The sequence below is a fragment of the Streptomyces sp. RP5T genome, from assembly GCF_003933965.1.
GTDB lineage: Bacteria > Actinomycetota > Actinomycetes > Streptomycetales > Streptomycetaceae > Streptomyces.
Genome location: NZ_RSAJ01000106.1, coordinates 1 through 20,113, shown reverse-complemented (window position 1 = coordinate 20,113; position 20,113 = coordinate 1). Strand labels below are relative to the sequence as shown.

Below are 20,113 nucleotides of genomic sequence, written 5' to 3'. Positions count from 1 at the left end.
CGTCAGCAGGGCTGCGGCCGGTACGGCACCGAGCGCGGCGAGGATCCCGCGCCGGGACCACGTCTCCGACTGCTCGGACCGGTTCGATATGTGCGAGTCGCCCACGGCAGGCCTTTCTGGGATATCAGCCCTTGCGTGTGCATCGTGCGCCCCACACCTTGGCCGATCCTTTGAATCACCGGGCTGCGGGCTGAGATTCCGATGAGACCGGCGAGGGGGTTCCGGTCGTCGGTGGGTGCGCGGGGCTCCCCGTAGTTGGCCTGCGGCGCGTGCGCCCGCTGCAGGACAGCGTGGCGGAACGGCGGTGGCCCCAGTCGAGGTGGGCGGGGCCACCGCCGTTGCTCGTCGTCAGGCGTTCGCCGACGCGGACGTCTCCCGTAGCCCGAAACGGGCGTGCACCCGCCGCAGTGGGTTCGGCGCCCACCAGGCGTGGCGGCCGAGGAGGGCCATGGTCGCCGGGACCAGCAGCATCCGTACGACCGTCGCGTCGATCAGGACCGCGAGGGTCAGGCCGAGGCCGATCTGGAGGATGGGGGAGAACCCGCCGGTCATGAAGGCGCCGAACACGACCGCGAGGAGCAGCGCGGCACAGGTGACGACCCGCCCGGACCGGCGCAGCCCCGTCACGACGGCCTCCCGGTCGTCGCCGGTCCGCTGCCGGGCCTCCCGCATGCGGGCCAGGATGAACAGCTCGTAGTCCATGGCGAGCCCGAAGGCGATCGACACGATCAGCGGCGGCGCGGTCAGGCTCAGCGCGCCCAGTCCCTCGCCGCCGAGCAGCCCCGCCCCGTGGCCGTCCTGGAAGACCCACGCCACCACGCCGAGCGCCGCGCCCAGGCTGAGCAGGGTGGTCGCGATCGTGCGCAGCGGGATCAGCACCGAGCCGGTGAACGCGAACAGCAGGACGAAGACGGCGGCCAGCACGGTCAGCGCCGCCCAGGGCGCCCGGTCGGCCAGCATCGCCCGGAAGTCGACCAGCCGGGCCGCGACCCCGGTCACCTCGACGGGCTCGCCGCCGCGCACGTCCCGGACCCGCTCGACGAGGTCGGTGGCCGCCCGTCCGTCCACCGAGCCGGGCGGGCGCAGTTCCACGACGGCGTTGCCGCCCGGCAGGTCACGGGACTCGGCGTCCGGGGCCAGGGCGCGGATCCGGTCGGCGGTCGCGGCGTCGGTGCCGGGCCTGAGGAGGACGACCACGGGGGAGACGCCGGTGCCCTTCGGGAAGTGCGCGTCCACGGTGTCGTACAACTGGCGTGCCTCCGTGCCGGCGGGCAGCTGCCGGGCGTCGCCGATGGCGATGCGCAGGCCGGTCACGGGCAGGGCCAGGAGCAACAGGGCCGGGACCACGGTGACCAGGACGGCGACCCGGCGGCGCTGCGCGAAGCGGGCGAGCCGGGCGAAGGACCGGCCCTCCTCGTCCTCGGAACGCGTCTTCGCGGGACGGATCCGCCCGCCGAACTTGGTGAGCAGAGCGGGCAGCAGCGTGACCGCGGCCAGCATGTCGACCACGACGACGGCCGCGACCGCCAGGCCCATGCTGCGCAGGAACACGCTCGGGAAGACCAGCAGACCGGTCAGGCTGACCGCCACGGTCAGCCCGGAGAACAGCACGGTCCGGCCGGCCGCGTCGACCGTACGGTGCACGGCCCGCACCACGTCGTCGGTGTGCCGTCGTTCCTCGCGGAAGCGGACCAGCATCAACAGGGCGTAGTCGACGGCGAGTCCGAGCCCGAGCATGGTGGTGACCTGGATCGCGTACACCGAGATGTCGGTGACCTGGCTGAACGCGAACAGTCCGAGGAAGGCCCCCGCGATTCCGCTCACCGCGATCACCAGCGGCAGCGCGGCGGCACGCAGTCCGCCGAACACGACGAGCAGCAGGGCGAGTACGACCGGCAGGGAGATCAACTCGGCGTTCCTCACGTCCTCCTGGGCGCGCTCGCCGAGCTGCCGGCCGAGCAGTTCGCCACCGCTGACGTGGACGTCGGGCGCGTCGATCCGCTTGATCGTCTCGACGGCCGTGTCCGTCGCCTTCTCCTCGTCCTCGTCGCTGAGGCCGCCCTCGAAGGTGACGGGGATGATCAGGGCCTGTCCGTCCCGGGCGGTGAGACCGGGGGTGGCGTACGGGTCCGGCACGTCGGCCACCCCGGCGATCGCGCGGACCTCGGCGACGGTCCGCTCGACCCGGGCGCGCAGGGCCGCGCCGGAGACGTCCTCGCCCGCGACGACCGCGGTGACGGACTCGCCGGCCGGGTCCACGGCGGAGAGATGGTCGTCGCCCAGGTCGGACTCGGTGCCGGGCACGTCGGGCACGTCGTCGGAGAGATCGGCGAAGACGCCCGTCCCGAGCCCGAAGCCCAGCAGCAGGAAGGCGGCCCACAGGCCGATGACGGTCAGCGGGCGGCGGGTCGCCGCCCGGGCGAGTGTGGAGAGCACGGGGGCCTCCCGGCGGGTTGGCGGTGTCGATGGCTGGCCCTCTCAGACTGCTGCCGCGGGCGTGCCCGCCGGATCGCCGGGGCGGGCGGTTTCGGAGCCTCCGTCGTACGGGTGAGGCGGGGTGCTTCCTCACTCCCGCGGGGGAGGAATCCTCGGTACCGGCCCAGGAGTTGACCTGGCAGACACCCATGAGGAGGCCCCATGTCCGAGGTACCGCCCGCCGTCCGTGAACTCCGGCTCGTCGTCACGGCGGAGGACTACGACGAGGCGTTGCGCTTCTACCGGGACGTCCTCGGGCTGCCCGAACGGGCCGCGTTCTCGTCGCCGGACGGGCGGGTGACCATCCTGGAGGCGGGGCGCGCGACGCTGGAGCTGACGGATCCGAACCACGCCGCGTTCATCGACGAGGTCGAGGTGGGGCGGCGGGTCGCCGGGCACGTCCGGGTGGCCTTCGAGGTGGACGACTCGACCGCCACCACGGCCAGGCTGGCCAAGGCGGGTGCGCAAGTCGTCGCCGAGCCGACCCGCACACCGTGGAACTCCCTGAACTCCAGGTTGGAGGCGCCTGGTTCGCTCCAGCTGACATTGTTCACCGAACTCGGCGACCAGCCCGGGGACTAGGGCGCGCCCGGCGTCACCAGGCCCGTCTCGTAGGCGCAGATCACGGCCTGCACCCGGTCTCTCAGCCCCAACTTGCCCAGGACGTTGCTGACATGGGTCTTCACCGTGTGCTCGCTCACGAACAGGGTCGTGGCGATCTCCGCGTTGGACAGTCCCCGGGCCAGCATCCGCAGGGTCTCCACCTCGCGGGCCGTCAGGACGTCCAGGCGCTCGGGGGTGGTCCCGGTGGCGGCCTCCTCGCGGCGGCGGCGCACGACGTCCGCGACCAGGCGGCGGGTGATCGTCGGCGCGAGCAGCGAGTCGCCGCCCGCCACCACGCGGACCGCGTGCACGAGGTCGTCCCGGCGCACGTCCTTGAGGAGGAAACCGCTGGCGCCCGCGTACAGCGCGTCGTACACGTACTCGTCGAGGTCGAAGGTGGTCAGCATGACCACCTTGCAGCCCGACTGTGCGCACACGCGCCGGGCCGCCTCCAGGCCGTCCATGACCGGCATCCGGATGTCGAGGAGCAGGACGTCGGGGGTGTGCCGGCGCACCGCGTCGACCGCCTCGGCGCCGTCCCCGGCCTCGGCGACCACCTCGATGTCCTGCTGCGCCTGAAGGATCATGGTGAAACCGCTGCGGACCAGTTCCTGGTCGTCGGCGACGACCACCCGGATGCTCACCCGAGGGCCGCTTCCCGGTCCGCGCTCGCGGGCAGCCGGACGACGACCCGGAAGCCCCCCTCCGGACCGGGACCGGCCTCGGCGCCGCCCCCGCAGGCGGCCGCCCGCTCCCTGAGCCCGATCAGCCCGTGGCCGCCCGCCGTGTGTGCGGGGCCCCTGCCGTCGTCGGTCACCGTGAGGGTCAACCCGTCCTCCGCCCAGTCGAGTTCCACCTGTGCGCAGGAAGCGTACGCGTGCTTGACCGTGTTGGTCAGGGCTTCCTGCACCGCTCGGTAGGCGGCGACCTCGGTGTCCGGGGGCAGCGGGCGGGCCGCCTGGCCGCGGACGCTCAACTCGACGCGCAACCCGGTCGATTCGGCGACCTGGCCGACCAGTCCGGGCAGCCCGGCGAGATCCGGCTGCGGCAGCCGGACGGCACCGCCCCGGCGCTCCTCCTCCTTCAACACGCCCAGAATCCGCCGCAGTTGGGTCATGGCGTCCCGGCCGCTGGCCGCGATCGCGTCGAAGGCGGCCTCCGCGCGGTCCGGGTCGCTGCGCACCACGACCGGTCCGGCCTCCGCCTGCACGACCATCAGACTCACCGCGTGCGCCAGGATGTCGTGCATGTCCCGGGCGATGCGGGAGCGTTCCTGGGCGATGGCCCGGGCGGTCTCCGCGGCCCGCTCCCGCTCCAGCCGGCGGGCCCGGTCCTCGACGGCGGCGGTGTACGCCCGCTGGACGCGGGCCAGGACGCCGAGGCCGTAGGCGCAGATCATGCCGGTGACGTGGAAGGCGTACTCGAAGGGCTCGGAGTGCTCCTTGTGCTGCATGGTCAGCACGGCGCCGAGCAGCCAGCCCGCCAGCATGGAACGGCGCTGCCAGGGCAGGCCCCGGGCGGCCATGGTGTACAGGACGACCAGTCCGCCGTAGAGCATGTCGGGGGGCGGCGCGTGGTGGTAGGCCATCGCCGTGGTGGCCGCCGACACGGCCAGGGCGCAGGCGTAGGGGAAGCGGCGACGCCAGAGGAGCGGCACCGCGGTGGCGGCGCCCAGCAGCCAGCCCACCAGGCTCAGCGGATCGTCGCCCTCGTCCGGGAACAGCCACTGCAAGGACGCGGCGAACAGCACCAGCACGGCGAGCGCGCCGTCGACGACGTACGGGTTCGTCGTCCTCACACGGGTCACGACGGGGACGTACCAGGACCGGACGGCGAACATGACGGCTCCTCGGGGCCGGGGCCGTTCCAGTATCACGAGCCCGAGGCGGCGGGGGCCTCACCGGTGAGAGGGATATCCGGCCCACTTGGCACGGACGCGCCGGGACCGTTGGGGGACACTCGTCCGTGAGGCGACGGACGTCGTCGAGATCCTGCGTGGGGACGGCATGCCCGACCTCGCCGAGATGGTCGACGTGGCGAACACCCGCGGCCGGATGACCCGCTGGCTCCACCGCTGAGGCGCGTCACCGCTCCGGTCGCCACCCCAGGGCCCGGGATATGCCCAGTCCCGCCAGCCGCACCGCCGGGACCAGCACCGGCACCTGGGCGTCGGCCTGCGGCACGACCACCGAGACCGCCGCGACCACCTTCCCGTCGGGGCCGCGCACGGGGGCGGCCACCGACAGGGCGTCGTCGGTGACCTGACGGCTGCTCACCGCGACCCCGGTGCGCCGCACCTCGGCCAGCACCCTGCGCAGTTCAGCCGGCTCGGCGAGGGTGTACGGCGTGAAGACGGCGAGCGGGCTCGCGCAGTACTCCTCCTGCTCGCGCGGCTCGCAGTGCGCCAGCAGCACCAGGCCGACCCCGGTCGCGTGCAGCGGCCAGCGCGCCCCGACCCGGATGTGCACTCCGACCGACGAACGGCCCGCGATCCACTCGATGTAGACGACGTCCGCGCCGTCCCGCACCGCCAGCTGCACGTTCTCGTGGGTGGCCTCGTACAGGTCCTCCAGGTACGGCAGCGCGAGCTGCCGGAGCGCGACCCCGCGCGGCGCGAGCGCGGCGACCTCCCACAGGCGCAGCCCGACGTGGTAGACCCCGGCGTCGTCGCGTTCCAGCGCGCCCCAGTCGGCCAGCGCGCCCACCAGCCGGTGCGTGGTCGTCAGCGTCAGCCCGGCCCGTCTGCTGATGTCGGTCAGGGACAGCGCCGGATGGTCGTGGTCGAACGCGGCGAGCACGGACAGCAGGCGGTCCGGGGCGGTCGGGGAGCCCCCGCGCGAGCCGAGCCGGGAGTGCGGGAGCGCGGTCATGGTTGGTCGGCGACTCTCAGCAGGAGGGCCTGGAGCGTCTCCCGTTCGGCCGGGTCGAGCGGGGCGAGCAGGTCGTTGGTGACCCGTCTGCCCGCCTCGTCGGTCCCGCGCAGGAAGGCCCGGCCGGCCTCGGTCAGTACGACGATCTTGCTGCGGCGGTCGTCGGGGGAGGGCCGGCGCTCGGTCATGCCCAGCTTCTCCAGGTCGTCGACCAGGCCGACGATCGCGCTGGGGTCGTAGCCGAGCCGCGTGCTCAGCTCGCGCTGGAGAGCACCCTCGGAGCCGGCGAGATAGCGCAGCACCGCGTAGTGCCGCAGCCGCAGGCCCGACTCCTGGAGGAACGTGTTGAACAACTGACCCGAGCGCAGGCCCAGGCGGTAGAGCAGGTAACCGGTGTCCGCGTGCAGCCCGCGCATCCACGGCTCCTCCGAGTCGATGGGCTTCGGGGTGACGTGCTGGCGTGTGATGGCGGGCTCCTCGTGCTCGGTGTGTCAGGGAGATTCCAGCATGACGCACCCGAAGGTCGCCAACAACTATTGACGTCACCAATTATTGCTCTTAGCTTCGATCTCGTAGCCGCAGCCCATGTGGAAGGGACTCCATCCGTGTCCAGCATCGATCTCACCGGCAAGGTCGCCGTCGTCACCGGCAGCGGCCGGGGCCTCGGACTCGCCTACGCGCACGCCCTCGCCGCCCACGGCGCCCGGGTGGTCGTCAACGACGTCGACGAGGCGGTAGCCGAGCAGGCCGTGAAGTCCATCGCCGAGGCGGGCGGCACCGCGGTCGCCGAGGTCGTCCCGGTCGGCACCACCGAGGCCGCCGAGCGGCTCGTCAACCGGGCCGTGGAGGAGTTCGGGCGGCTCGACGTCCTGGTCACCAACGCCGGCATCCTGCGCGACAAGGTGCTGTGGAAGATGACCGACGACGACTTCGACGCGGTGATCACCACCCACCTCAAGGGCACCTTCACCTGCGCCCGCGCCGCCGCCGTGCGGATGCGCGAGCAGGGCGAGGGCGGCACCCTGATCCTGGTCGGCTCCCCGGCCGGCCAGCGCGGCAACTTCGGGCAGACGAACTACGCCGCCGCCAAGGCCGGCATCGCCGCCTTCGCCCGCACCTGGTCCATGGAACTGGGCCGCGCGAACATCACCGTCAACGCGATCGTGCCCGTCGCGGCCACCGCGATGACCGAGACCATCCCCGCCTTCGCCCCGTACATCGAGGCCATGAGGAACGGCGAGCCGCTCCCGGACTTCCTCCGCAAGGGCGAGGGCTTCGGCACCCCTGAGGACTGCGCCGCCCTCGTGCCCTTCCTCGCCTCCGAGGCCGCCCGGGGCATCACCGGCCAGGCCATCGGCATCGGCGGCGACAAGGTGGCACTCTGGTCCCATCCGCAGGAGATCAGGGCGGCGTACGCGGACGGCGGCTGGACCCCCGGCACCCTGGCCGACGCCTTCCCCACCTCGGTCGGTGCCGAGCTCCAGACGGTCGGCATCCCGGCGCCGAAGTTCCCGGAGGCGTGATGGACATCGACGAACTGGTCGCCATCGACGTGCACACCCACGCGGAGGTCTCCTCCAAGGGCCACTCCTCGCTGGACGACGACCTGCACGACGCCTCCTCCGCCTACTTCAAGGTGGAGGGCAAGCGGAAGCCGACCCTTGAGGAGACCGCCGCCTACTACCGCGAGCGGAGGATGGCCGCCGTGATCTTCACGGTGGACGCCGAGTCCGCGACCGGCACCGCGCCCGTCCCCAACGAGGAGGTCGCCGAGGCCGCCGCCGCCAACTCCGACGTGCTGATCCCCTTCGCCTCCATCGACCCCTTCCGCGGGAAGGCGGGCGTCAAGCAGGCCCGCCGCCTGGTCGAGGAGTACGGGGTGAGGGGCTTCAAGTTCCACCCCAGCATCCAGGGCTTCTTCCCCAACGACCGCTCGGTGGCGTACGACCTCTACGAGGTCATCGAGGAGACCGGCGCGATCGCCCTCTTCCACACCGGCCAGACCGGCATCGGCGCCGGGGTCCCGGGCGGCGGCGGCATCCGCCTCAAGTACTCCAACCCCCTGCACGTGGACGACGTGGCCGCCGACTTCCCGCACCTGAAGATCATCCTGGCGCACCCGTCGTTCCCCTGGCAGGACGAGGCCCTCGCCGTCGCCACGCACAAGCCGGGCGTGCACATCGACCTGTCCGGCTGGTCGCCGAAGTACTTCCCGCCGCAGCTGGTGCAGTACGCGAACACGCTGCTCAAGGACAAGGTCCTCTTCGGCTCCGACTTCCCCGTCCTCACCCCCGACCGCTGGCTCGCCGACTTCGAGAAGCTGTCGATCAAGGACGAGGTGAGGCCGAGGATCCTCAAGGAGAACGCCGCCCGTCTGCTCGGGCTGACCAAGCCGTAAGGGGCCCCAGATGCGCAACGAGGGACTGGGTTCGTGGCCCGCACGCCGGGCCCGCAAGACCCCGCACCGCACCGCCCTGATCCACGGCGACACGACCCTCTCGTACGCCGGTCTGCACACCCGTGTCACCCGCCTCGCGCACGCCCTGCGCGCCCGGGGCATCCGGCGCGGCGACCGGGTCGCCTACCTCGGCCCCAACCATCCCTCCTACCTGGAGACGCTGTTCGCCGCCGGCACCCTCGGCGCGGTCTTCGTCCCCCTCAACACCCGCCTCGCCGGACCGGAGATCGGCTACCAGCTCTCCGACTCCGGCGCCAGGGCGCTCATTTACGGGCCGGCGTCCAAAGCTCTCGTCGCCGGACTGCCGGGCAGCACCGACGTCCGCACGTACGTCGAAGTCGGCCCGGAGTACGAGCAGTTGCTCACCGAGTCACCGGCCGAGCCGATCGACGAGCCGGTCACGCCCGACGACACCTGCATCATCATGTACACCTCGGGCACCACCGGGCGTCCCAAGGGCGCCATGCTCACCCACGGCAACCTGACGTGGAACGCGATCAACGTCCTCGTCGACACCGACCTGATCGCCGACGAACGTGCCCTGGTCTCCGCCCCGTTGTTCCACACGGCGGGCCTGAACATGCTGACCCTGCCGGTGCTGCTCAAGGGCGGCACCTGCGTCCTGGTCGAGTCCTTCGACCCCGACGCCACCTTCGACCTGATCGAACAGCACCGGATCACGTTCATGTTCGGCGTGCCGACGATGTTCGAGCAGGTGGCGAGGCACCCGCGCTGGCCGGGAGCGGACCTGTCCTCCCTGCGCATCCTGACCTGCGGCGGCTCCCCGGTGTCGACACCCCTGATCGCCGCCTACCAGGAGCGCGGGCTGACCTTCCTCCAGGGCTACGGCATGACGGAGGCCTCTCCCGGCACCCTGTTCCTGGACGCCGAGCACGCCATCGGCAAGGCGGGTTCGGCGGGCGTGCCGCACTTCTTCACCGATGTCCGGGTGGTGCGGCCGGACCTGGCCCCCGTCGGCATCGGCGAGACCGGCGAGATCGTGCTCCGCGGCCCGAACGTCATGCCCGGCTACTGGGGACTGCCCGAGGAGACCGCCGCCTCCTTCGCGGACGGCTGGTTCCGCAGCGGGGACGCGGCCCGCGTCGACGAGGACGGGTACGTCTTCGTCGTCGACCGCATCAAGGACATGATCATCTCCGGCGGCGAGAACATCTACCCCGCCGAGATCGAGGACCTCCTCCTCGGCCACCCGGACATCGCCGAGTGCGCGGTCATCGGCGTCCCGGACGAGAAGTGGGGCGAGGTGCCGAGGGCGGTCGTCGTGCCGCGCGAGGGCGCCACGCCCGACCCCGACGAGATCCTGGCCTCCCTGTCCGGCCGGCTCGCCAAGTACAAGATCCCCAAGTCGGTGGTGGTCGCGGACGGACTCCCGCGCACCGCCTCCGGCAAGCTCCTCAAGTCCCGGGTGCGCAAGCGCTACGGCAACAGTTAGGAAACCCATGAGCCTCACCGTGAACGGCCTCGACGAACTGAAGAAGCTCGCGGGCAGCGACCTCGGCACCAGCGAGTGGATCGAGGTCACCCAGGAGCGCATCGACACCTTCGCCGACGCCACGGGCGACCATCAGTGGATCCACGTGGACCCCGAGAAGGCCGCGGCGGGCCCCTTCGGCGCCCCCATCGCCCACGGCTACCTCACCCTGTCCCTCTTCATCCCGCTCTTCACCGAGCTGCTGGACGTCCAGGGCGTGACGACGAAGGTCAACTACGGCCTGAACAAGGTCCGTTTCCCCTCGCCGGTGAAGGTGGGCTCGCGCATCCGCCTGGCCGCAAAGCTCACGGAGGTCGAGGATGTGCCGGGCGGCGTCCAGATCACCGTCGACGGGGCGATCGAGATCGAGGGCGGCGCCAAGCCGGCGGCGGTGCTGCAGAGCCTGTCCCGGTTCTACGCCTAGGAAGTTCCGTGCGGTGGCAGTGGGGAACCGCGGGATCGTTGTGGCTGATCGCGCGGTTCCCCGCGCCCCTTCGGGGCGCCTGCCTCAGCCGGTGACGTCGACGAAGACCGGGTTGGAGTAGAACCACGTGTCCGCCCACGGGTCGCCGTTGCCGGGCTCGTGCGGAATCGGGCCGTGCGGGTCGACCGAGGCACCGAGGTACCCGGTGCCGTGCCGCTTGCCGTCGCTGCCGCGCAGCCGGACGTAGAAGGACTCGTCCCCGGCGGTCAGCGGGATGCGCAGGGTGTACGTCCCCTTCCGGCCGGACACGTCCTTGGTCTGCACGACCCTGGTGTCGGGCGCCTTCCAGCCGTCCCGGTCGCTCACCGGACCGCGCACCGCGCCCCGGATCACGTCCACGTGCGCCAACTCGGGCAGGATTCCCTGCGGGTTGGGCCGGGAGGCGCTCGTGACGGTGACGTACAGCGTGATCCGCTCGCCCTTGCGGACCCGCAGCCGCCCGCCCAGCGTCACACCGCGCCCGGCGTCGCAGTCCCGCTTCAGCCGGACGTCGAGCCCGTCGAGCAGATGCCCGTGGTCCACCCAGACCCGGCCCGCGCGCAGGCCCGCCATCACCGCGCGGTAGCCGTAGCGGGTCACGCCGACGTGGGTGCGGCTGAACTCGCCGGGCCAGAAGTCGCTGCCGGGCTGCGGGGTGTCGGTGTTCACCGGGTCGGGCAGCTTGCCGGTGTTGTCGAAGTTCTGCCCGGCCGCCCAGTCGCCGTTCTTCCACGTGTCGAAGACGGTGCGGTGGTTGTCGGAGTTGGTGGTGACCGAGAACAGCCGGCCCTCGGCCAGCATCGCGTCCCACAGCCCGCCGACGGTCGCCGTCGCCCAGTCGAAGCCGCCGTACGTCAGATACGCGTCCGCCGGATAGCCCGCCCACGACTGCGCCGACGGCTTGTTCTCGTACTCGCCCCGGATCGACGTGGCGCCCCGCCAGCCGGGGATCGCCGCCCCCTGGGCGCCGGGCGCGCCCTCCATGCCGATCATGATCTCGGGGGCCGCGTCCCGCCAGTTCCGCATCTCGTGCGGGGAGTCGATGCCGAGCCGCAGCGGGTGGTTGGCGATGACGAGCACGTCGTCCACGTAGCCCGAACGGCGCTGATCCGCCAGCCACTTGATCGCCTTCACGGCGTGCGCCTCGTTGCGGGCGGTGTCCGCCGCGCCCGCGGAGCCCTCGGTGTAGCCGAGCAGCTTGCCGTCATAGGCCAGCTCGAACTGCGTGAGCAGATCGGTCTCGTGGGGGCCGGGGGCCGCGAACACCGTGCAGTGCTCGGCGGCCGGGATGTACCACTCCAGGCCCTGGAAGATCAGCTGGCGCGGGTTCTGCGCGCGGGCCCTGACGATCTCCGCGTGCTCCAGCTTGGCGCCGTACTGCGCGTGTCCGAAGTTGGAGTGCTCGTTGAACACCATCCAGTCCAGGCCGTACCTGGCGGCGGCCTTCGCCTGCTGGGAGAAGGTGTACTTCGCGTCGTGGCTGTAGACGGAGTGCACGTGGTGGTCGCCGACGAGGTAGGCGAGGCGGGGGTCGTCGCCGCCCAGGCGGGGGCGGTCCGCGGCGGCCAGCGCCGGAGTCGCCGAGCCCAGCGCGAAGGCCGCGCCGAACAGGCCCGCACGGCGCAGGAGCCCACGTCTCGACACGCCCTGCGCGTCGAGGTCGGCGGGGGAGACGGACGGGTCGGCCCAGGAGGGCAGTTGCTGCTCGTGCATGGTGATCCCAGGGGGTGAGTCGGGTCAGTGCGTCATGAAGGAGGAGACGGGCAGCGCCCGCGACACGATCCGGACGTCACCGAGCCGGCCGTGGAGGATCTGGTCGATCGTGTCCGCGTAGGTGTAGCCGCCGAGCAGCCACGGCTTCCCGACCGAGGCGATCCCTACGGCGGGCGCCTTCGGGTTGCGGACCACCGGGCAGCCCTGCACGTACAGCGTGGTGTGCCTGCCGTCGTTGACGACGGCGAGGTGCCACCAGGTCTCCAGCGGGGTCTCCTGGCCCCAGTTGGTGGCGATGCCCTGCTGGTTGAGGGGCCGCATGGCCCACTGGGGCTCACGGTCGTTGGACAGCGAGAGCGTGGCGAGCGGCTCGTCGGGGTCGTCCGCGGTCTTGCCCGCCGCGCCGCCGGTGCCCCGCCGGCTGATCAGCCCCGCCCAGGCGTTGTGGTCCGGGTCCCAGTCGGCGGGCATGCGGTAGAACACCTCGATGGTGTAACCGTCCCTGAACTCGGCCGAGTTGAGCGGCGCCTTGTCGACCGTCTGCAGATAGGCGCCCGTCAGCGGCGACTTGTGGCCCTGGAACTCCAGGCTGCCGTGTCCGGGCTGGTCGGGGTGGTGGTCGGCGGACCAGCCGAGCGTGCCGCCGCCGACCGACACCACGGTGAGGTCGTTGCCGCGGCCGGAGAGATCACGGACCTTGCCGGAGACCGCCGAGTCGAAACGCCAGTACGCCGCCGTACCCGGTATCAGCATCCTCGACGCCGGTCGGGACGCACGCGCGGGCACCGGGGCGAAGCCGGAGAAGCGCTTCTCGAAGTCGATGTCGACGGTGAACCGGTCCGCGTCGCCGCTGAGTTCGATCTCCTGCCGCTCCAGCTCGTTGAGGCCCTTCCCGGCCCGGCCGAGGATCCACGGGGAGACCGTCTCCACGTCGATCACCCCGCGGTCGAGGTCGAAGCGGTACAGGCGGATCATGGCCGCGCCGCCGAAGTAACGGTTCTGATAGTTCGTCAGGTGCAGGTGGACGTCGTTGCCCGCCGTGTTCCTGCGGGTTGCCCGGCCCGCGGGCCAGTAGTGGCCGTTGAGGGTGAGGAAGATCTGGTCGTGGTCCTTGACCAGCCGGTCCCACAGCTGCTGCCCGTACGCCGACAGGCTGTCGTCCTCGACGACCAGCTCGTGCGTGGTCAGGACGACCGGGGTCCTCGGGTGGGCGGCCAGGACGCTCCTCGCCCAGGCGTGACCCTGGTCCGAGAGCCGCCAGTCCAGCGCGAGGACCATCCACTCGCGGCCCGCGGCCCGGAAGAGGTGGTAGGTGTTGTAGCCGTCGGGGGAGGCGCCGCCGAAGGTTCTGTGCCCCTTGAACCGGTCCGGGCCGAACACGTCCAGGTACGCGGTCGCGCCGCGCTGGTCGGTGGTGGACGACTTCACGTCGTGGTTGCCCGCGAGGACGCTGTAGCCCACCCCGCGCCGGTCCAGCAGATCGAACGCGTCGCCGATCGCGGCGAACTCGGCCGGTGCCCCGTTCTGCGTGAGGTCGCCGAGGTGGGACAGGAAGACGATGTTCTCCTCCTTCCCGTGCTCCAGCAGATAGCGCAGAGCGGCCTCGACGGGTGCCTTGTCGATGCTCGGCCCGTCGAAGAGGTACTGCGTGTCGGGCATGACGGCGAGCGTGAAGCGCCGGCTGTCGGGGTCGGGGTGCCGGCCGGCCGAGGACGCGGGGGCGGCCTCGGCCGCGGCGGCGGGCACGGCGGCGGCCGCCGTGGCCGCGGCGCCCAGCAGCGCCGTGGCCCGCAGGAAACTGCGCCGGCCGGCACCGGCCTGCGCGGCCTCCTGGCCGTGGTCGTGCTCATGCGAAGTACACACGTGTGCTCCAGGAAGGGACGTGAAAGTCAGAAGGGGGATCAGAGCGCGCGCAGCGTCCAGCTCCAGCGGTGGACGCCCGGCGCGACGAGGTAGGAGGCGAAGGTGTCGGGGCCGCACGAGGCGGTGCCGAGGCCGCGGTGGGCCGCGTCGATGTGCACCACGCAGCCCGCCCGGGGGACCAGCTCGGCGTGGTGGGCCGCGCCGGTCAGGTCCGCGGCGCGGTAGCGGCTCACCCCGACCTGGCGCGGTTCGTCCAGGACGACCGTGAGGCCGGTGGCGTCCGGCGCCGAGAGAGTGAAGTGCCGTACCCCGTGCCGGCCGCCGCTCTCCTGCGGGCGCAGGTAGGGGGTGAACAGCTCGTCCACGGGCACCGAGTGATGGCCGACCGGCGCCCCGAAGGCGCGGTCCGGGTACGACTCCCAGGGGCCCTGGCCGTACCACTCCATCAGGTCGAGCCCGGCGACCGTCTCGAAGACGGAGCCGACCCGGGCCACGTCGGCGAGGGCGTCCGGCAGCTCGGCCGACTCCTCGACGTGGAGGCCGCCCTCGACCGCGGTGAGGACCTGCACATGACGCACGACACCGGCGTCGCAGGCGTACTCGGCGCGCACCGTGACCCGTCCGGAGGTCTGCCGGATGTGCGCGACCTTGCGCACCAGGGAGTCCAGTCCCCAGCCGCGCCAGCGCGACGCCTTCCCGCCCAGCTCGTCGTTGTCGGTGGGCGCCCGCCACAGGGACAGCGTGGGGGCGCGGGTGAGCAGCGGATGGACCAGGAGACCGTCGTCGTCGACCTTGACGGAACGATTCCGCACCGCCTTCGGGGCCTGCGGCTCCGCCGCGCGCAGCCGCACCTGCGGCAGGCACACCACCGTGCCGCGCGGCGCCCAGGGTTCGTCCCCGGCGGTCGTCACCCGCAGCGTCAGCCACGCCTCGCCGCCGTCCTCGGGCAGCTCGAACGGCAGCGGTACCGCCGCCGTCTCACCGGGCCGCAGATCGGGCAGTACGGCGGGCGCGGTCAGGGTGCGGCCGTCGGCCAGGGACAGCTCCCACTCGCCGGCCAGCCAGGAGAGTCCCCGGAAGTGCTGGTGGTTGCCGAGCACGATGCCCTCGTGCCGGAAGCACTCGATGCGCACCGGCGCCGCGATCTCCCGGTGCTCGTACATCACCGGCTTGGGCGTGCGGTCGGGGAGGACCACGCCGTCCGCGATGAAGGCGCCGTCGTGGTCGCTCTCGCCGAAGTCGCCGCCGTACGCCCAGCGGTGTCCGGGCGCGGCGACACCGTTGTCATAGAGCCCGGCGCCCCCACGCCCGACCGGTCTGCCGTCGTTCACACGCTGGAGAATGCCGTGGTCCCAGAACTCCCAGATGAACCCGCCCTGAAGACCTGGCGTTGACTCGATGGCCGCCCAATGGTCCGCGAGGGTGCCGTTGCTGTTGCCCATGGCGTGCGAGTACTCGCACCAGATCAGCGGCTTGGTCTGGCGTCCGGAGAGCGCGTGGTCCACGCACTCCTGCAGGGAGGCGTACATCGGGCACGCGATGTCGGTGGCGTCACCGCGCGCCGCCCAGTCGAGCTTGGCGGCGCCCTCGTACTGGACCGGCCGGGTGGGATCGTGCCGGCGCACCCAGCCCGCGGCCGCGTCGTGGTTCGCCCCGTAGTCGGACTCGTTGCCCAGGGACCAGACGACGACCGAGGGATGGTTCTTGTCCCGCAGCACCATCCGCGAGACCCGGTCCACGAAGGCGTTCAGATAGCGCGGGTCGTCGGCGATCTCGTGGGCGTGGTCGTGCGACTCGATGTCCGCCTCGTCGACGACGTAGAACCCGAGTTCGTCGGCGAGGTCGTAGAGCGCGGGGTCGTTCGGGTAGTGGGAGGTGCGGATCGCGTTGAACCCGAACCTCTTGAGCGTGACCAGGTCCGCGCGCATGTCGTCGTACGACACCGTCCGCCCGGTCAGCGGGTGGAAGTCGTGCCGGTTCACGCCCCGGACGAACACCCGCTCGCCGTTGACCAGGAGGTCCCGGCCGGTGACCTCGACGTCCCGGAAGCCCATCCGGTGCCGTGCGGTGTCGGCGACCGTGCCGTCGGCGCGGTGCAGCCGCACGGTCAGGTCGTACAGCTCGGGCGTCTCGGCGTTCCAGGTGCGGACGTCCTCGACGACGGTCCGCAGCCGTGCCTCGCCGAGGAAGTCGGAGACCCGCTCGTCCTCGCGGTTGAACCGGTCGAACTCCGTGTCCTGCGGCAGCGCGAGGCCGTCCAGCTCCCCGCTGACGTACCACCCCTCGGGCAGCGCGCCCCCCGCGTCCCGCACCCGGCAGTCGACCCGCAACGAGCCGTCGGCGCGGGCCCGCACGGTCACGTCGGACAGATGCAGCGGATCCGTCGCGTACAGCAGCACCGAGCGGGTGATCCCGCCGTGCCACCACTGGTCCTGGTCCTCGATGTGCGAGGCGTCCGACCACTTGACCACGGTCAGCCGTACGACGGACCGCTCGCCGGGCCGCACCAGTTCCGTCAGGTCGAACTCGGCCGCCAGGTGGGAGTCCTTGGAGACGCCGACGGGCCGCCCGTCCACGTGCACGAGGAGCACGCTCCCGGCGGCCCCGACCTGGAGCACGATCCGGCGTCCGGCCCAGTCGGCGGGGACGTCCACCTCGCGTTCGTGGACCCCCGTCGGGTTGGCGGCGGGCGAGTGGGGCGGGAACTCCGGGAACGGCATGCGGACGTTGAGGTACCGCGGCAGGTCGTCCGTGCCCTGCATCGTCCAGGCGCCGGGGACGTGGAGCGTCGACCAGGAGCCGCCGACCGGCGTGTCCGGGGTGGGCAGCAACTGGAAACGCCAGTCGCCGTCCAGGGGGAGTGCTCCGGAGCGCCGGTCGACGGCGTTCATGGGCAGCCGGCCCCAGGAGGTCACCTCGGGTGCCTCCCAGGGGCGCAGGGCGAGCAGGGGGTCGCTCGTCATCCGCGTACGGCTCCCTTCGCGAGGTCGCCGATGATCTGCTTGGCGCCGATCGCGAACACGATCAGCAGCGGGACGAGGGCGAGCAGGGCGCCGGTCATCACGATGCCGTAGTCGGTGGTGCCGTGGGTGCCGTTGAGCTGGGACAGCGCGACCTGGAGGGTCACGTTGCCGGGGTTGGTCAGGGCGATCAGGGGCCAGGCGAAGTCGTTCCACTGGCCCATGAAGGTGAAGATGCCGAGGAAGGCGAGGCCGGGGCGGACCACCGGCAGCGCCACGTGCCAGTACTGGCGCAGGAAGTTCGCGCCGTCCAGCTTGGAGGCGTCCAGCAGCTCGTCGTGGATGGCGGTCCTCATGTACTGGCGCATCCAGAAGATGCCGAAGGCGTTGGCCGCGGCGGGCACGATGAGCGCGGTCATCGAGCCGATCCAGCCGATCTTCGCCATGATCACGAACTGCGGGATGACCGAGAGCTGGGCCGGCACCATGAAGATGACCATGAGCAGCCCGAACAGCACGTTCTTGCCGGGGAACGTGAACTTGGCGAAGACGAACGCGGCGAGGGAGTCGAAGAGCAGCACCAGGAAGGTCACCGACACCGCGACCAGCAGCGAGTTCCACATCGACCCGAAGAAGTCGACGGCGTCGAAGAGGCCCCGGACGTTCTCCAGGAAGTGGGTGCCCGGCAGCAGCTTGGGCGGGTAGGCGAAGATCTCCGACGAGCTGTGCGTCGACATGATCACGGCCCAGTAGAACGGGAAGGCCGAGAGCAGGGTGCCGATGATCAGCGGAAGGTGCAGCGCGATCCCTCTGCGGCGGGATCCCTTGATGGAAGACATGAGGCGCGCCCTTCCTAGTCGCCGCGGCGCTGCACGAGGCGCCAGTTGATGATCGAGAAGAGCACGACGACCAGGAAGATGCCCCAGGCCACCGCGGCTCCGTAGCCGAAGTCGTTGTTGTCGAAGGTCTGCTGGAAGAAGTAGAGGACCATCGTCTGGCCCGAGTGACCCGGACCACCCGCGAACGTCGAGTCGTTGGACGAGGTCTGGAGCAGCACCTGCGATTCCGAGAAGCTCTGCAGGCCGGTGACCGTCGAGACCACGAGCACGAACAGCAGGGTGGGCCGCAGCAGCGGGAGCGTGATCCGGAAGAAGGTCTGGACCGGGCCGGCGCCGTCCACGCGCGACGCCTCGTACAGCTCGCCGGGGATGGTCTGGAGGCCGGCCAGGAAGATGATGGCGTTGTAGCCGGTCCACTGCCAGGTCATCAGGGCGGCGATGGTGACCTTGATGCCCCAGGGCGTGTTCAGCCAGGCCACCTGGTCGATGCCCACCGCGTGCAGGACGGCGTTCACCATGCCGGCGTTGGTGGAGAAGATCGAGCCGAAGACGATGGCGATCGCGACGACCGAGGTGACGTTCGGCAGGAAGTACGCGACCCGGTACAGGCCCTTGAAGCGTACCGCGGAGTTGAGCATCACGGCCGTGACCATCGCCAGGAGGATCATGGGGAAGGTGGCGAGCGCCCAGATGACGATCGTGTTGCCGATCGAGTTCCAGAAGTCGCTGTCGCTCAGCAGGTACCGGTACTGCGAGAGCCCGGCCCACTCCATGGAGCCGAGGCCGTCCCAGCGGTGGAAGGACAGGTAGAGCGAGAAGCCGACGGGGAAGAGGCCGAAGGCGAGGAAGATCAGGTAGAAGGGGGAGATCGCGGCGTAGAGGTGCCAGTACTTGCGCAGGCCCTTCCTGGGCTGCGAGGGCGAGGGCTTGACCACCGCGGGCGGGGTCTGTTCGAGGACGGCCATCAGTAGCTCACCCCCAGGTGCTTCGCGATGCGACGGCACTTGCTCATGGCGTCACTCCAGGCCTTCCTGGGGTCCTTGCCGAGGACACCGACGTTCTTGATCTCGTCCTTGAGGGGCTGCCCGAGCGCGACGTCGAACGGGCTGTTGTAGGCGACCACGATCTTCTGCGCGGCCGGGCCGAAGACATCGGTCGTGACCTGGCCGCCGAAGAAGGGGTCGGGCTCCCGCATCTGCTTGAGGCCGTAGGAGGCGGGCGTCGAGGGGAAGAGGCCCGCGTCGACGTAACCCTGCGCCTGGTTGGACGCGTCGAGGATCCAGGTGATGATCTCGAAGGCCTGCTCGGGCTCGCGGCACTCCTTGGTGATCGACAGGAACGAACCGCCGTTGTTGGCGGGACTCACGGGCATCTGCGCCACCCGCCACCGGCCCTTGGTCTTCGGCACACCGTTCTTGATGTCGAAGGAGGCCCAGGAGGCGTTGAGCTGGCTCGGCAGCTTGCCGTCCTGGATGGCGGAGAGCTGGTCGGGGGTGCCGCTGACCAGATCCGAGACGATCTTCCGCTGCTTGGCCTCGACGGCCAGCGCCCAGGCCCGGCGCACGTGGTCCCGATCGCCGATGAAGTGGCGGTCCTTGTCGACGTACCGCTCGGCGCCCTGCTGCACGACGTTCTCGAAGACGGAGTTGACGTCGGTGAGCAGCTTCGCCCCCGGGACGCGCCTGCCCAGCCGCACGCCGGCGTCGAAGAACTTCTCCCAGGTGTCGAGTTCGGCGGTCACGTCGTCGGGCTCGTACGGCAGTCCCGCCCGGCGGAACACGTCGTACTGGTAGTAGTGGGCGACCGGACCGCAGTCGATCGGGAAGCCGACCATCGTGCCGTCGTCGGCGATGCCCTGGTCCCACTTCCAGGACAGGTACTGGTCCTTGTACTTCTCCGCGCCCAGCGTCCGCAGGTCGACGAACTGGTCCGCGTTCGGCAGATAGGCGGCCATGTCCTCGCCCTTGAGCCCCGCGATGTCGGGGATGTGGGCCTGGCCGGTGATCGTGGTGATGAGCTTGGAGCGGTACTGGCCGCCGATCTGGATGGCCTGGAGGTCCACCGAACTGCCGTAACGGGCCTTGGCGTTCTTGACGACGGTGTCGCTCAGACCGCCGCTCCAGTACCACAGGACCATGTTCCGGCCGGTGGAACCGGTCGGAACGGCACAACCGGTGGCCAGGCCGCCGAGTGCCGCGGCGGCTGTACCGCCCAGGCCCGCGCGGAGCAGACCTCTTCGTGAGAGCCGCACAGCTCCCACCGCCTTTCGGATCTTTTCGGGACGTGCATTCGAGGAGCTTGTGGGGGGCCTGCGGTTCAGTGCTGCCGTGCGGTGTCGGATGGGGCGACGGGGGAGCGGACGGCCCGGGTGGTGGCG

Annotated in this window: 17 protein-coding genes; 6 read left to right on the top strand and 11 right to left on the bottom strand. The window is 71.2% G+C overall.

Annotated features, from left to right (window positions below; genetic code table 11):
* Positions 1-348 precede the first annotated feature (348 nt).
* Positions 349-2,436, bottom strand: coding sequence for an MMPL family transporter (locus EHS43_RS14165; protein ID WP_125191130.1), 2,088 nt, complete (start codon positions 2,434-2,436; stop codon positions 349-351).
* Positions 2,437-2,637: 201 nt separating this feature from the next.
* Between EHS43_RS14165 and EHS43_RS14160 the strand changes: the two genes are divergently transcribed.
* On the top strand, positions 2,638-3,057 hold the full coding sequence (locus tag EHS43_RS14160) for a glyoxalase/bleomycin resistance/extradiol dioxygenase family protein (protein ID WP_125191129.1): 420 nt from the start codon (positions 2,638-2,640) through the stop codon (positions 3,055-3,057).
* Here EHS43_RS14160 and EHS43_RS14155 read toward each other — a convergent pair.
* Complete coding sequence (locus EHS43_RS14155; RefSeq protein ID WP_125191128.1) at positions 3,054-3,722, bottom strand: response regulator transcription factor; 669 nt, start codon at positions 3,720-3,722, stop codon at positions 3,054-3,056. The two genes, EHS43_RS14160 and EHS43_RS14155, sit on opposite strands and share 4 nt — an antisense overlap.
* Positions 3,719-4,918, bottom strand: coding sequence for a sensor histidine kinase (locus EHS43_RS14150; RefSeq protein ID WP_125191127.1), 1,200 nt, complete (start codon positions 4,916-4,918; stop codon positions 3,719-3,721). Before EHS43_RS14150 ends, EHS43_RS14155 begins: the two co-directional genes overlap by 4 nt.
* Before the next feature lie 85 nt (positions 4,919-5,003).
* Here EHS43_RS14150 and EHS43_RS46430 point away from each other — a divergent pair, with 85 nt between their 5' ends.
* Entirely contained in the window at positions 5,004-5,156 is a 153-nt protein-coding gene (locus EHS43_RS46430) for a hypothetical protein (RefSeq protein ID WP_185806243.1), read from the top strand.
* 6 nt (positions 5,157-5,162) lie between these two features.
* On the opposite strand, the gene EHS43_RS14145 is transcribed toward EHS43_RS46430, so the two are convergent.
* Together EHS43_RS14145 and EHS43_RS14140 are read right to left on the bottom strand one after the other, a co-directional pair.
* Positions 5,163-5,948: an IclR family transcriptional regulator gene (locus EHS43_RS14145; protein WP_125191126.1), complete on the bottom strand. Its 786-nt coding sequence runs from the start codon at positions 5,946-5,948 to the stop codon at positions 5,163-5,165.
* Complete coding sequence (locus tag EHS43_RS14140; protein ID WP_125191125.1) at positions 5,945-6,364, bottom strand: MarR family winged helix-turn-helix transcriptional regulator; 420 nt, start codon at positions 6,362-6,364, stop codon at positions 5,945-5,947. Before EHS43_RS14140 ends, EHS43_RS14145 begins: the two co-directional genes overlap by 4 nt.
* A 189-nt stretch (positions 6,365-6,553) precedes the next feature.
* On the opposite strand from EHS43_RS14140, the gene EHS43_RS14135 reads away from it, so the two are divergent.
* From EHS43_RS14135 to EHS43_RS14120, 4 genes are read left to right on the top strand one after another with little or no spacing between them, the layout of a single operon-like run.
* On the top strand, positions 6,554-7,471 hold the full coding sequence (locus EHS43_RS14135) for an SDR family NAD(P)-dependent oxidoreductase (RefSeq protein WP_125191124.1): 918 nt from the start codon (positions 6,554-6,556) through the stop codon (positions 7,469-7,471).
* Positions 7,471-8,346 carry an amidohydrolase family protein gene (locus EHS43_RS14130; RefSeq protein WP_125191123.1) on the top strand — a complete coding sequence of 292 codons (876 nt, stop codon included), beginning with the start codon at positions 7,471-7,473 and terminating at the stop codon, positions 8,344-8,346. Before EHS43_RS14135 ends, EHS43_RS14130 begins: the two co-directional genes overlap by 1 nt.
* Before the next feature lie 10 nt (positions 8,347-8,356).
* A complete protein-coding gene (locus EHS43_RS14125; protein WP_125191122.1) occupies positions 8,357-9,859 on the top strand; it encodes a long-chain fatty acid--CoA ligase in 1,503 nt (500 codons plus the stop codon).
* Between the two features lie 7 nt (positions 9,860-9,866).
* Positions 9,867-10,322, top strand: coding sequence for a MaoC family dehydratase (locus tag EHS43_RS14120; RefSeq protein ID WP_125191121.1), 456 nt, complete (start codon positions 9,867-9,869; stop codon positions 10,320-10,322).
* A gap of 84 nt (positions 10,323-10,406) precedes the next feature.
* Here EHS43_RS14120 and EHS43_RS14115 read toward each other — a convergent pair whose 3' ends face one another.
* From EHS43_RS14115 to EHS43_RS14090, 6 genes are read right to left on the bottom strand one after another with little or no spacing between them, the layout of a single operon-like run.
* Positions 10,407-12,074, bottom strand: a complete 1,668-nt coding sequence (locus tag EHS43_RS14115) for a PHP domain-containing protein (protein ID WP_125191120.1) — start codon at positions 12,072-12,074, stop codon at positions 10,407-10,409.
* 24 nt (positions 12,075-12,098) lie between these two features.
* The gene (locus tag EHS43_RS14110) at positions 12,099-13,937 is read right to left on the bottom strand and encodes a LamG-like jellyroll fold domain-containing protein (protein WP_125191119.1); all 1,839 of its coding nucleotides are present in this window, start codon (positions 13,935-13,937) and stop codon (positions 12,099-12,101) included.
* Between the two features lie 38 nt (positions 13,938-13,975).
* A complete protein-coding gene (locus EHS43_RS14105) occupies positions 13,976-16,900 on the bottom strand; it encodes a glycoside hydrolase family 2 TIM barrel-domain containing protein (protein ID WP_125191118.1) in 2,925 nt (974 codons plus the stop codon).
* The gene (locus EHS43_RS14100) at positions 16,897-17,736 is read right to left on the bottom strand and encodes a carbohydrate ABC transporter permease (protein ID WP_125191117.1); all 840 of its coding nucleotides are present in this window, start codon (positions 17,734-17,736) and stop codon (positions 16,897-16,899) included. Before EHS43_RS14100 ends, EHS43_RS14105 begins: the two co-directional genes overlap by 4 nt.
* A 14-nt stretch (positions 17,737-17,750) precedes the next feature.
* Complete coding sequence (locus EHS43_RS14095; protein ID WP_125191116.1) at positions 17,751-18,701, bottom strand: carbohydrate ABC transporter permease; 951 nt, start codon at positions 18,699-18,701, stop codon at positions 17,751-17,753.
* The gene (locus EHS43_RS14090; protein WP_125191115.1) at positions 18,701-19,987 is read right to left on the bottom strand and encodes an extracellular solute-binding protein; all 1,287 of its coding nucleotides are present in this window, start codon (positions 19,985-19,987) and stop codon (positions 18,701-18,703) included. Before EHS43_RS14090 ends, EHS43_RS14095 begins: the two co-directional genes overlap by 1 nt.
* Positions 19,988-20,113: the final 126 nt, after the last annotated feature.